The sequence below is a fragment of the Curtobacterium pusillum genome, from assembly GCF_007673235.1.
Taxonomy (GTDB): Bacteria; Actinomycetota; Actinomycetes; order Actinomycetales; family Microbacteriaceae; genus Curtobacterium; species Curtobacterium pusillum_C.
This window is the reverse complement of the sequence record NZ_VDZH01000003.1, coordinates 271894-283157: the sequence shown is the minus strand read 5'-3', so window position 1 is coordinate 283157 and position 11264 is coordinate 271894. Positions and strand designations below refer to the sequence as shown.

Sequence of the window (11264 nt, the reverse complement as noted above, 5' to 3'; positions counted from 1 at the left end):
GGCGGGGGGGGGCGCCCCCCAGGAAGCACCCCGGCGGGGGGCCGGGGGGTGGGCGGGGGCCCCGCCGTTACGGTTTCCTTGACAGTGGTCGGCGTCCGCCGACCAGGTCGGTCCTGCCGACCACACCGGTGACGGCCCCTCGAAGGGCCGCCGGTCCCAGAAGTTCGGAGTCCTCGTGTTCAGAGCGGTCGCGCGCATCATGCGCACCCCCGATCTTCGCAAGAAGATCGGCTTCACCCTCGCGATCATCGCGCTGTTCCGCCTGGGGTCGTACATCCCCGCGCCGTTCGTCGACTACGCCTCCGTGCAGACCTGTCTCGCCAGCGCCTCGTCGCAGCAGGGTCTCTACGACCTGATCAACCTGTTCTCCGGCGGCGCGCTGCTGAAGCTCTCGGTCTTCGCGCTCGGGATCATGCCGTACATCACGTCGTCGATCATCGTGCAGCTGCTGCGCGTGGTCATCCCGCACTTCGACGCCCTCTACAAGGAGGGGCAGTCCGGTCAGGCCAAGCTGACGCAGTACACGCGCTACCTCACCATCGCGCTGGGCGTGCTGCAGTCCACCACCCTGATCACGGTCGCCCGCTCGGGTGCCCTCTTCGGCACGAACGCCTCGTCCTCCTGCTCGACGATCATCTCGAACGACAGCTGGTACGCGATCATGCTCATGGTCGTCACGCTGACCGCCGGTACCGGCCTCATCATGTGGATGGGCGAGCTCGTCACCGAGCGCGGCATCGGCAACGGCATGTCGCTCCTCATCTTCACGTCCATCGCGGCGCAGTTCCCGTCGGCGCTCTGGGCCATCGAGCAGTCGAACGGCTTCGAGGTCTTCCTGTTCGTCATCCTCGTCGGGCTGGTCATCATGATGGCCGTCGTGTTCGTCGAGCAGTCCCAGCGGCGCATCCCCGTCCAGTACGCCAAGCGCATGGTCGGTCGCCGCACGTACGGCGGCAACAACACGTACATCCCGATCAAGGTCAACATGGCCGGCGTCGTGCCCGTCATCTTCGCCTCGTCGCTGCTCTACCTGCCGGCCCTGGTCGCGCAGTTCAACCAGCCGTCGGACGGCAAGGAGCCGGCCGCGTGGGTGACGTGGATCCAGAACAACCTGACCTCGGGTGACAACTGGTTCTACATGGCGCTGTACTTCCTGCTCATCGTCGGGTTCACGTACTTCTACGTCGCGATCACCTTCAACCCCGAAGAGGTCGCCGACAACATGAAGAAGTACGGCGGCTTCATCCCGGGCATTCGGGCTGGTCGACCCACCGCTGAGTACCTCGACTACGTTCTCACCCGGGTGACGTTGCCCGGCTCCCTGTACCTCGGTCTCATCGCACTGATCCCGCTGGGCGCACTGGCGTTCTTCGGTGCGAACCAGAACTTCCCGTTCGGCGGCGCGAGCATCCTCATCATCGTGGGTGTCGGCCTCGAGACCGTGAAGCAGATCGACTCGCAGCTGCAGCAGCGTCACTACGAAGGGCTTCTCCGTTGAGCGCACGTCTCATCATCGTCGGACCTCCCGGAGCCGGGAAGGGCACCCAGGCCGGTCGTATCGCCGAGGCCTTCGGGATCCCCGCGGTCTCGACGGGTGACATCTTCCGCAAGAACGTGGCAGAGGGCACGCCGCTCGGTGTGCAGGCCAAGGCGATCATGGACGCCGGCGACTACGTCCCGGACTCCCTGACGAACGAGCTCGTGAAGTCCCGCCTCAACGAGGCCGACGCCGAGGGCGGGTTCCTGCTCGACGGCTACCCCCGCACGGTCGGGCAGGTCGAGTACCTCGACGCGCTGCTCGCCGAGCAGGGCACGGGCATCGACGCGGTCATCCAGCTCGTCGCCGACCAGGACGAGCTCGTGGGCCGTCTCCTGAAGCGCGCCGAGGAGCAGGGCCGCAGCGACGACAACGAGGAGACGATCCGTCGTCGCCAGCAGGTCTACACGGAGCAGACCGCTCCGATCGTGGCCGCCTACGGCGAGCGTGGCCTCGTGGTCGACGTCGACGGCCTCGGTGGCATCGACGAGGTCGGTGACCGGATCCAGGCGGCGCTGTCGTCGCGTGGGCTGACCGCGGGCGTCTGACCCCGCGTGGTCCGCTTCCGCAAGCCCTCGATCTACAAGACCCCCGAGGAACTCCGCGCGATGGTGCGGCCCGGGCAACTGACCGAGGCCGCCCTGACGGCGGTCTGTGAAGCGGTCCGTCCGGGAACGACGACCGGCGAACTCGACGCGATCGCCGAGGCAGTCATCCGTGACGGCGGCGGCATCCCGAACTTCCAGCTCGTGCCGGGGTACCGCCACACGCTGTGCGTCTCCGTGAACGACGAGATCGTGCACGGCATCCCCGGCGACCGGGTGCTCCAGCCCGGCGACATCGTGTCGGTCGACGCCGGCGCCGAGGTCGACGGGTGGAACGGCGACAGCGCGTTCACCGTGGTCGTGCCCGGCGGCGACGCCGGCGTCACGGCAGCACGGCAGACGCTCTGCGACACCACCGAGCGTGCGCTCTGGCACGGGATCGCCGCGTTGGCGCACGCCAGGAACCTGCACGAGGTCGGCGCCGTCATCGAGGACGCCATCGACGAGACCGGTGCGTGGGGCATCGTGGAGGACTACACCGGGCACGGCATCGGCCGGTCCATGCACGAGGACCCGCCGGTCTTCAACTACCGCGTCCGCGGCGCGGGTCCGGCGATCCGCCCGGGACTCGTGGTCGCGATCGAGCCCATGGTCACCGCCGGCACGATCGACAGCTCGACGGACGACGACGACTGGACCGTCCGGACCCTCGACGGGTCGGACGCCGCGCACTGGGAGCACAGCATCGCGGTCCACGCGGACGGCATCTGGGTCCTGACCGCCGCCGACGGCGGCGCTGCGGGCCTGGCCCCGCTGGGTGTGACGCCGGTCCCGATCCCGTAGGTCGCGCCTCCAGGCAGGTGCGTGGTCCCCATCTGTCGGCCTGGAGGCACGGCGCGGCCCCGCCACGCGGCTCCCGTCCGGCTGGTCCCAGCCCGGATGCGTCCGCCCGAGACTCGGTCCGAGCGACGGTTCTCGCGCCGTGCGGCGCGAGAACCGTCGCTGCGCCCGAGTCTCGCCTCGCGGAGCCCGATTCTCGGCTCAGTTGTTGCCGACGGAGCAGGTCTCCTCGGACGCGCTCTGCCCGGTGATCGACGAGGGCAACGGCGTCGACGAGGTGGTCGCCGTGCTCGTGGCCGCCCCCGTGCTCGTGCCCGACGACGACCCGCTCGATCCGGTGGAACCAGCTGAGGTGCCCGTCGACGGAGCCGTGGTCGCCGTGCCGCTCGCGGTACCGGACTCCTCGGACGCCCGCCCCGTGCTGGAGTCGCTCAGCGAGGTCTTCTGGTCGTTCTGCAGCGCGACGTTGAGGGTGTGCGCCGCGTCCTGGTCGACGATCACGCGCGCGCTGTCCGCCGGGTCGTCCGCGACGGGGTACTGCACGAAGAGCATGTTCGCGGTGCTCATGCCGCGCAGTGCGCCGGCGAGCCCGACGAGCGTGCGTGCCTGTGCGAGACCGTCGGACAGGGTCATGTTCGAGAGCGCGGCGCCGGCGAGCTTGTAGAGCGTGATCGGGTTCGAGAGGGTGCCGTCGGCGGTCACCTTCCGGAGGAGCGCCGACAGGAACACCTGCTGGGAGCTGATGCGGGCGAGGTCGCTGCCGTCGCCGACGCCGTGCCGGGTGCGGAGGAAGGCGAGTGCGTCCGACCCCTCGAGGTTGTGGGAGCCCGCGGTGAGGTGCAGGCCCGTGTAGGTGTCGTTGATCGGCTCGGCCACGCAGACGTCGACGCCGCCGAGCGCGTTCGACATCTCGATGACGCCGTCGAAGGTGATGAGGCCGGCGTAGGGGATGCTCAGCCCGGTGAGGTTCTCGACGGTGTCGACCACGCACGAGACACCGCCGTTGCCGAGGGCCGTGTTGAACTGCGCCGACGTGGCCGCCGGGTACGCGGTCCCCGTCTCGGGGTTGGTGCACGCCGGGATCGGCACCATGAGGTCGCGCGGGAAGCTGATCGCCGTGAGCTGCTGGTGGTCCTGCGAGATGTGGATCAGCATCGTGACGTCGTTGCGGGCGCCCTCGACGTCCTCGTCCGAGTCGAACTGGCCCACCCGGGTGTCGCTGCCGATGAGCAGGATGTTCGCGCCGCCCTTGATGGCGGTGATGTCGGCGGTCTGGGCGGTGCTCTGGTCGTCCGTGCTGAGCTTGACGGTCTTCGGCGCACTGGCGAGCTGCGCCCCGGCGATGGCGGCCACGCTCGTGCCGCTCACCAGGACGACCGCGAGGGCGGACGCGACGATCGAGGCGAGCGTCGTCCACCCGCGACGGCGGGGGAGCCGGCCGTGGCGGGCGAGCGGGCGTCGAGTGGCGTCGGGCACGTGGTCTCCGTTCGGTGGTCCGGCGCGGTCGTGCGGCGCGGACGAGGCTGCGGGTCACGCTAGGGTCCGGTGACATGCGGTGGCCCGGAAGCCGCCGACAAACCACTGTGGAACGCTCAGGCACGTCTGTGAAGCCCCAGACGTGGGGACTTCGCGGCCTCCACTTGGCAATCCTGGGTTTACCACATAAGATCGATCTTTGGTGTGCCATGCCTTCTTGGCGTGGCGCCCGACCCGCAGACCGGCTCGGGGATCACACCGGTTCTCCAACCAAGCGACAGTGAGGCTATGGCCAAGAAAGACGGCGTCATCGAGATCGAAGGCTCGGTGCTCGAAGCTCTGCCCAACGCGATGTTCCGCGTTGAGCTGACCAACGGACACAAGGTCCTCGCGCACATCTCCGGGAAGATGCGCCAGCACTACATCCGCATCCTCCCCGAGGACCGCGTGATCGTGGAGCTGAGCCCGTACGACCTGACCCGCGGCCGGATCGTCTACCGCTACAAGTGATCCGCGAGCTGGAAAGGAACGGCTCGGCAACCCTGCCGGGCACGAAGCCAGCGAGCACGAGGAAACAACAATGAAGGTCAACCCCAGCGTCAAGCCCATCTGCGAGCACTGCCGTGTCATTCGCCGCAAGGGCCGCGTCATGGTGATCTGCAAGAGCAACCCGCGTCACAAGCAGCGCCAGGGCTAGTCCCGGCTGCCTGATGCGGATCGCCCTCGGGCGGCCTGCGCAGGAACCACAACTCAACATCGAACGCAGTACCAAGAACCGCGCGAGCGGGGACACCTCGGGTCGGAGGCCCGAGCACCGGTACTGCTCCACACCTCCATCGACAACAGGAGCAGCCATCACATGGCACGTCTAGCAGGCGTCGACATCCCGCGCGAGAAGCGCGTGGAGATCGCACTCACGTACATCTACGGCGTCGGCCGTACCCGCGCGGTCCAGGCACTCGCCGAGACCGGTATCTCCGGTGACATCCGCGTCAAGGACCTGACCGACGACCAGCTCGTCGCCCTCCGTGACTTCATCGAGGGCAACTTCAAGGTGGAGGGTGACCTCCGCCGCGAGGTCGCAGCCGACATCCGCCGCAAGGTCGAGATCGGTAGCTACGAGGGTCTTCGCCACCGTCGTGGTCTCCCGGTGCGCGGTCAGCGCACCAAGACCAACGCGCGTACCCGCAAGGGACCGAAGCGCACCGTGGCAGGCAAGAAGAAGGCTCGATAGGAGACCCCGATGGCTACCCCCAAGACTGCCGCGCGCAAGCCGCGCCGCAAGGAGAAGAAGAACGTCGCCGTGGGCCAGGCCCACATCAAGAGCACGTTCAACAACACGATCGTGAGCATCACCGACCCGTCGGGTGCCGTCCTCAGCTGGGCGTCCTCGGGTGCCGTGGGCTTCAAGGGTTCGCGCAAGTCGACGCCGTTCGCGGCGCAGCTCGCCGCCGAGTCCGCTGCGCGTCAGGCGCAGGAGCACGGCGTCAAGAAGGTCGACGTGTTCGTGAAGGGTCCGGGTTCGGGCCGCGAGACCGCGATCCGCTCCCTCCAGGCCGCTGGCCTCGAGGTCGGCTCGATCAACGACGTCACGCCGCAGGCGCACAACGGGTGCCGCCCGCCCAAGCGCCGTCGCGTCTGACGCGAGGAGCAACCGGCCGCGCCCTGCTCGTCCCCTGATCGGATCCACTCCGACGGGGCCGGGCGGGGCCCGCGGCCATTCCTGGTCGTTCGATCGCGCACCTCGGTGCGCGTGATCACAACTCAACAGACCCGTCGGGGCCCGGTCGGCCCCGTCGTACCGCCGAGTGTCATATAGCGGACACTCCGCCGAAAGGAATCCCACAGTGCTCATTGCACAGCGCCCCACCCTGACCGAGGAATCGATCTCCGAGTTCCGCTCGCGCTTCGTCATCGAGCCGCTCGAGCCGGGCTTCGGTTACACCCTCGGCAACTCGCTGCGCCGCACGCTCCTCTCCTCGATCCCCGGCGCGGCTGTCACCAGCATCCGCATCGACGGCGTCCTCCACGAGTTCAGCACCGTTCCCGGTGTCAAGGAAGACGTCACCGAGATCATCCTCAACATCAAGAGCCTGGTCGTCTCCAGCGAGCACGACGAGCCCATCACGGCGTACCTGCGCAAGCAGGGTGCCGGTCAGGTCACCGCCGCGGACATCTCCGCGCCGGCCGGCGTCGAGATCCACAACCCGGACCTCGTCATCGCGACCCTGAACGACACCGCGCGCTTCGAGCTCGAGCTGACGATCGAGCGTGGCCGTGGCTACGTCTCGGCGACGCAGAACCGTTCGGAGTTCAGCGAAGCCGGTCAGATCCCGATCGACTCGATCTACTCGCCCGTCCTCAAGGTCACCTACCGCGTCGAGGCGACGCGTGCCGGTGAGCGCACGGACTTCGACCGCCTGGTCGTCGACGTCGAGTCGAAGCCGGCCATCACGCCGCGCGACGCCATCGCGTCGGCTGGTCGGACGCTCGTCGAGCTGTTCGGGCTCGCCCGCGAGCTCAACACCGCGGCCGAGGGCATCGAGATCGGCCCCGCGCCGGTCGACGCCGTGCTCTCGAACGAGCTGCAGACCCCGATCGAGGACCTCGACCTGTCGGTCCGCAGCTACAACTGCCTCAAGCGGGAGGGCATCAACACGGTGTCCGAGCTCGTCGCCCTGTCGGAGACGCAGCTCATGAACATCCGCAACTTCGGTCAGAAGTCGGTGGACGAGGTCAAGGACAAGCTCACCGAGCTCGGCCTGTCCCTCAAGGACACCGTCCCCGGATTCGACGGCGCCCACTTCTACAGCGGGTACGACGAGGACGAGTCCAACAACTGACCTCGCGCTGACGCGCACGCGCGCCGCTGACGCAGCGCGCAACACCATCACCACTGGAGAACTGACATGCCGAAGCCCACCAAGGGCCCCCGCCTCGGTGGCGGCCCCGCCCACGAGCGCCTGCTCCTGAGCAACCTCGCCAACGCCCTCTTCACGCACGGTCGCATCACGACCACCGAGACGAAGGCCAAGCGCCTCCGTCCCGTCGCCGAGCGTCTCATCACGTTCGCGAAGCGTGGCGACCTTCACGCGCGTCGTCGCGTGATCAGCATCCTGCGCGACAAGTCCGTCGTGCACACGCTGTTCACCGAGATCGCTCCGCAGGTCGAGGAGCGTCCGGGCGGCTACACCCGCATCACGAAGCTCGGTTTCCGCAAGGGCGACAACGCTCCCCTCGCGTCGATCGAGCTCGTCCTCGAGCCGCTCTCGAGCACGCCGGCCCCCGTCACGCGCAAGTCGGCTCCGGCCGCCGCCGCGCCGGTCGAGGAGCCCGCAGCCGACGAGACGAGCACCGAGGAGGCCCCGGTCGAGGAGACCGAGACCACCGAGGAGTCCGCTCCCGTCGCCGAGGAGGCCGACACCGAGGCTGCCGCCGAGGTCGAGGAAGACGCCGCGACGAAGTCTGACGACGCCGAGAAGTCGGACGACGCCAAGTAACCTCAGCACCACCACGAGGAAGCCCCCGCAACATGCGTTGCGGGGGCTTCCTCGCGTTCTGGGGGCGACCAGGAGGCGGCCTGGAGGCGCGGTGCGGGCCCGCCACGTGCCTCCAGGCCGACAGCGGCGCAGGTCGCAGAACGCGGATCAGCCCGGTCTCCCAGCCGCGGGCCCGTATCGTGACCGGCCGACACGACGAGAGGAAGCGATGCCGTTCGAGCACGTGGCGGGGGTGGGCACCCGCCTCTGGCGGTGGAGCCGGACCTCCGGGACGCAGCCACGCCTGCTGCACGCCGCGAAGGCGGCAGCAGCCGCGGTGATCGCGTGGTTCCTCGCCCGGCACGTCCCCGGCGTCGCGGCGGAGTACCCGTACTACGCCCCGCTCGGCGCCGTCGTGGCGATGCAGACGACGGTGTTCGCGGGCATCCGGAGCGGGGTCCAGACGCTGATCGGGATCGCGCTCGGCATCGTCATCGCCGGGTTCACGATGTGGGTCGGTGACCCCGGGTTCCTCGCCGTCGCGCTGGCCGTGGGCATCGGGGTGCTCGTGGGTGGGTTCCGGGTGCTCGGGGAGGGCAGCTCGTGGGTGTCCACCGCGGCGCTGTTCGTCCTGCTCGTCGGCGGAGCACACGCCGAGGGCTACTCGCTGGGGTACCTCGTGCAGATGGCCGTCGGCGTCGTGGTCGGCCTCCTCGTGAACTTCCTCGTCTTCCCGCCCCTGCACTTCTGGGACGCCGAGCACCGCATCGACGCGGTCAACGAGGTCCTCGCCGACCACCTCGAGGGGCTCGCGAACGTCCTCGAGGAAGGAACGCGCGACGAGAAGGCGTGGGACCGCCAGCAGGACCGGCTCGACCGTGCGATCGCCGACGTGCGGTCGCGGGTGTCGATCGCGCACGAGAGTCGTCGGCTGAACCCCCGCGGGGCGCTCCGTGGTTCGCGCGCCCGGCTCGAGCAGGACGGTGCGCGCTTCCGTGCACTGGAGCGCGTGGCCTGGTACACGACGGACCTCACCGAACTGGTCGCTCGTTCCGGCCCGGTGTCCGAGGGGCTCGGTCGGCCCGATCCGGCGTTCGCGGAGCCGCTGGCGAAGGCGATGCGACAGCTCTCGTGCGTCATCCGCGGGGAGTGCCCGGAAGAGGAGGGCGACGACGCCATCGCGGAGGTCGAGCGGGCGCTCGACGCCTCGCGGGAGAACCCGTCCCACGTCGCCGTCACGTCGGCAGCCCTCGTGGCGCTCCGCGGCATCGTGGAGTCGGAGCGGCGTGCGACCGCGGACCTGGACACCCGGACGGGTCCGTCGGCGTTCGGGAAGCCGCGCGGCTGACCCTCGACTTCATAACACCGCGGTTATAGAGTGTCGGTGTGCACGCCTTCGACGTCCTCGGTGACCCTGTCCGACGCCGGCTCACGGAACTCCTCGCCGAAGGAGACCGGACAGCCGGTGCGCTGACCGACGTCATCGCAGGGGAGTTCGGCATCTCCCAGCCCGCGGTCTCCCGGCACCTGCGCGTCCTGCGCGACGCCGGGTTCGCCACGGCGGCACCGCGGGGGACCGCACGCGTCTACCGACTGGAGCCCCGCGCCGTCGAGGAACTCGACCGCGCCGTCGAACGGTACCGCGCCCTCTGGCGGCAACGGCTCGACGCCCTCACGACCGAGATCGCCCGGGGTCGACGTGCTCCGGGTGCGCCGCCCGACGTCCACCCCGAGGAGCACTGACATGCGCACCACCGACGGCACCGTCGAGGACTCGCCCTCCGGCGGGTACCTCATCCGCTTCGCCCAGACCTACCCGACCACCGTCGAGGACCTCTGGGACGCCATCACCGACCCCGAACGGCTTTCGCGGTGGATGGCCCCGTACGAAGGGGAGTTCCGCCTCGGCGGCCGCTGGCTCGCGCGGTACGACGACGGCACGGTCTTCACCGAGGGCACGGTCACGGCGTGCGACGCCCCGCGCACGTTCACGACCACCTGGCACGCCAGCGAGGAACAGGAGACGACGATCACCGTCACGGTCGAGCCCGTGGCGGGCGGTGCGGCCCTCCGGCTCGAGCACGACGGCGTCGGCGGGCGGGACTACGCGCCGGGGTGGCACACGTACCTCGAGCTGCTCGAACTCGATCTCGCCGGGGATGTCGACGGCATCGCGGCGTTCGACTGGGACGCGCGCTACGCCGAGCTGCGGGGGCGCTACCGCGGCGAGTGACCGGTCTGGCGGCGACCGATCAGGAGCCGAACGACGACTCGACCCACCGTGCGATCGCGCCGCTCGTGTCCGGGGCGGCTCGGCGGAACAGCACGTAGTGCGTCCAGTCACCGCCCCGCACGACGTCCACCGTGCAGGCGTCGTCGTCGCAGGTGCGCCAGGCGGCATCGCGCGCACCCAGCCCGTCGACGTCGAGGCGCTCCGCACGTGCCACGGTGCCGGCCGCGAGTCGACGCTGGACGATCCACCCGGCGTCGGGGACCCGCGTGAAGAGTGCGTCCGCCGTCGGGTACGACCCGGCGGTGCCGACGAACACGCACGAGTCGCCGCCCACGCGGTTCCGGGCGAAGTCGTCGGCCTCGGGAGCGGTGCTGCTGTTCACGAACGGTCCGACCGCGAGTTCGGTCGCGGTGACCGCGTTCACGTTCCCCGCGTCACACGTCGTGATGGAGCCGTCGTCCGCCGCGGTGTCGTCGGACGCGGTGCCGAGCGGGGACGCCGAGACCTGTCGGACCACCGCCGACAGGAGCGCGTCGAACGCCGGTTGCGCCTGCTCGGGGGTGGCGTCGGTGTCGTCCTGCAGCCGCGTCGAGGCGAGGTGCACCCAGGCGTTGCCGGCGAGCACGTCGGCCGTGCAGTACACCCGCGCGGAGTCGCTCGCCCCGCAGGCGGTCGGTGTCCCGCCGCCGTCGTACTCGGTGTGCTCGGCGAGGGCAGCTCGAGCGTCCGGCAGCACGCTGAGACGAACGCCTTCGAACAGGGCCTCCCCGGCGCGTCCCGGCACGTGGTCGTCGAGCGGCGCGACACCGTTCGACCGGTCGCAGACGATCCCGCCGGCACCGGGGACGAACGCTTCGGACCCGGCGATGTGCGCCGAGTCGGTCAGGGTGTCCACGGCACGCAGCCCGGGCACGAGGGCCGCGACGAGGTCGTCCGGCAACGCCGTCGAGCAGGCGAGGCGCCCGGTCGCGTCCGGGGTGGGACCGAAGTCCACCGTCGTCGCGGCGTCGGTCGGCGCCGGGGTGCCGGTCGGTGCGGTCGAGGCACTGACCTCGGCGGTCGGGGTGCTCGGGACGGAGCAGCCGGTGACGACGATGATCGACGCGAGGGCGACGGCGGCCCCCACGACCCCCCGGGTGAACGTGTGCATCCCC

Annotated in this window: 14 protein-coding genes; 12 read left to right on the top strand and 2 right to left on the bottom strand. The window is 69.9% G+C overall.

Features of this window, described 5'->3' with window-relative positions:
- The first annotated feature begins 175 nt into the window (after nucleotides 1-175).
- Genes secY through map form a run of 3 tightly spaced genes read left to right on the top strand, consistent with a single transcriptional unit; the run spans nucleotide 176 to nucleotide 2925 of the window.
- Complete coding sequence (gene secY / locus FS532_RS09720) at nucleotides 176-1498, top strand: preprotein translocase subunit SecY (RefSeq protein ID WP_144753328.1); 1323 nt, start codon at nucleotides 176-178, stop codon at nucleotides 1496-1498.
- Nucleotides 1495-2085 (top strand): adenylate kinase, encoded by a 591-nt coding sequence (locus FS532_RS09715; RefSeq protein ID WP_097181254.1) that lies wholly within the window; start codon nucleotides 1495-1497, stop codon nucleotides 2083-2085. Before secY ends, FS532_RS09715 begins: the two co-directional genes overlap by 4 nt.
- A gap of 6 nt (nucleotides 2086-2091) precedes the next feature.
- A complete protein-coding gene (map, locus tag FS532_RS09710; protein WP_144753325.1) occupies nucleotides 2092-2925 on the top strand; it encodes a type I methionyl aminopeptidase in 834 nt (277 codons plus the stop codon).
- Nucleotides 2926-3123: 198 nt separating this feature from the next.
- On the opposite strand, the gene FS532_RS09705 is transcribed toward map, so the two are convergent.
- Nucleotides 3124-4398 (bottom strand): LCP family protein, encoded by a 1275-nt coding sequence (locus tag FS532_RS09705; protein ID WP_144753323.1) that lies wholly within the window; start codon nucleotides 4396-4398, stop codon nucleotides 3124-3126.
- 288 nt (nucleotides 4399-4686) lie between these two features.
- Between FS532_RS09705 and infA the strand changes: the two genes are divergently transcribed.
- From infA to FS532_RS09660, 9 genes are all read left to right on the top strand, one after another.
- Nucleotides 4687-4908, top strand: coding sequence for a translation initiation factor IF-1 (infA, locus tag FS532_RS09700; RefSeq protein ID WP_017885509.1), 222 nt, complete (start codon nucleotides 4687-4689; stop codon nucleotides 4906-4908).
- A 70-nt stretch (nucleotides 4909-4978) separates the two neighbouring features.
- Nucleotides 4979-5095, top strand: a complete 117-nt coding sequence (rpmJ, locus tag FS532_RS09695) for a 50S ribosomal protein L36 (protein WP_022903266.1) — start codon at nucleotides 4979-4981, stop codon at nucleotides 5093-5095.
- A gap of 162 nt (nucleotides 5096-5257) precedes the next feature.
- On the top strand, nucleotides 5258-5632 hold the full coding sequence (gene rpsM, locus FS532_RS09690; protein WP_058728274.1) for a 30S ribosomal protein S13: 375 nt from the start codon (nucleotides 5258-5260) through the stop codon (nucleotides 5630-5632).
- A gap of 9 nt (nucleotides 5633-5641) precedes the next feature.
- Nucleotides 5642-6040, top strand: a complete 399-nt coding sequence (rpsK, locus tag FS532_RS09685) for a 30S ribosomal protein S11 (RefSeq protein ID WP_017885507.1) — start codon at nucleotides 5642-5644, stop codon at nucleotides 6038-6040.
- Between the two features lie 205 nt (nucleotides 6041-6245).
- Entirely contained in the window at nucleotides 6246-7241 is a 996-nt protein-coding gene (locus FS532_RS09680) for a DNA-directed RNA polymerase subunit alpha (RefSeq protein ID WP_079237370.1), read from the top strand.
- A gap of 66 nt (nucleotides 7242-7307) precedes the next feature.
- On the top strand, nucleotides 7308-7898 hold the full coding sequence (rplQ, locus tag FS532_RS09675; protein ID WP_144753320.1) for a 50S ribosomal protein L17: 591 nt from the start codon (nucleotides 7308-7310) through the stop codon (nucleotides 7896-7898).
- 208 nt (nucleotides 7899-8106) lie between these two features.
- The gene (locus FS532_RS09670) at nucleotides 8107-9225 is read left to right on the top strand and encodes an FUSC family protein (protein ID WP_144753317.1); all 1119 of its coding nucleotides are present in this window, start codon (nucleotides 8107-8109) and stop codon (nucleotides 9223-9225) included.
- A gap of 38 nt (nucleotides 9226-9263) precedes the next feature.
- The gene (locus FS532_RS09665; protein WP_144753314.1) at nucleotides 9264-9620 is read left to right on the top strand and encodes an ArsR/SmtB family transcription factor; all 357 of its coding nucleotides are present in this window, start codon (nucleotides 9264-9266) and stop codon (nucleotides 9618-9620) included.
- Nucleotide 9621: 1 nt separating this feature from the next.
- Entirely contained in the window at nucleotides 9622-10110 is a 489-nt protein-coding gene (locus FS532_RS09660; protein ID WP_144753311.1) for an SRPBCC family protein, read from the top strand.
- A gap of 19 nt (nucleotides 10111-10129) precedes the next feature.
- On the opposite strand, the gene FS532_RS09655 is transcribed toward FS532_RS09660, so the two are convergent.
- The gene (locus tag FS532_RS09655; RefSeq protein ID WP_144753308.1) at nucleotides 10130-11260 is read right to left on the bottom strand and encodes a hypothetical protein; all 1131 of its coding nucleotides are present in this window, start codon (nucleotides 11258-11260) and stop codon (nucleotides 10130-10132) included.
- Between the last annotated feature and the right edge of the window lie 4 nt (nucleotides 11261-11264).

Bases quoted from the DNA above. Each gene is read 5' to 3' on its own strand.
- infA (WP_017885509.1), top strand. From the start codon at position 4,687: ATGGCCAAGAAAGACGGCGTCATCGAGATCGAAGGCTCGGTGCTCGAA.
- rpmJ (WP_022903266.1), top strand. From the start codon at position 4,979: ATGAAGGTCAACCCCAGCGTCAAGCCCATCTGCGAGCACTGCCGTGTC.
- rpsM (WP_058728274.1), top strand. From the start codon at position 5,258: ATGGCACGTCTAGCAGGCGTCGACATCCCGCGCGAGAAGCGCGTGGAG.
- rpsK (WP_017885507.1), top strand. From the start codon at position 5,642: ATGGCTACCCCCAAGACTGCCGCGCGCAAGCCGCGCCGCAAGGAGAAG.
- rplQ (WP_144753320.1), top strand. From the start codon at position 7,308: ATGCCGAAGCCCACCAAGGGCCCCCGCCTCGGTGGCGGCCCCGCCCAC.
- FS532_RS09670 (WP_144753317.1), top strand. From the start codon at position 8,107: ATGCCGTTCGAGCACGTGGCGGGGGTGGGCACCCGCCTCTGGCGGTGG.
- FS532_RS09660 (WP_144753311.1), top strand. From the start codon at position 9,622: ATGCGCACCACCGACGGCACCGTCGAGGACTCGCCCTCCGGCGGGTAC.
- FS532_RS09655 (WP_144753308.1), bottom strand. From the start codon at position 11,260: ATGCACACGTTCACCCGGGGGGTCGTGGGGGCCGCCGTCGCCCTCGCG.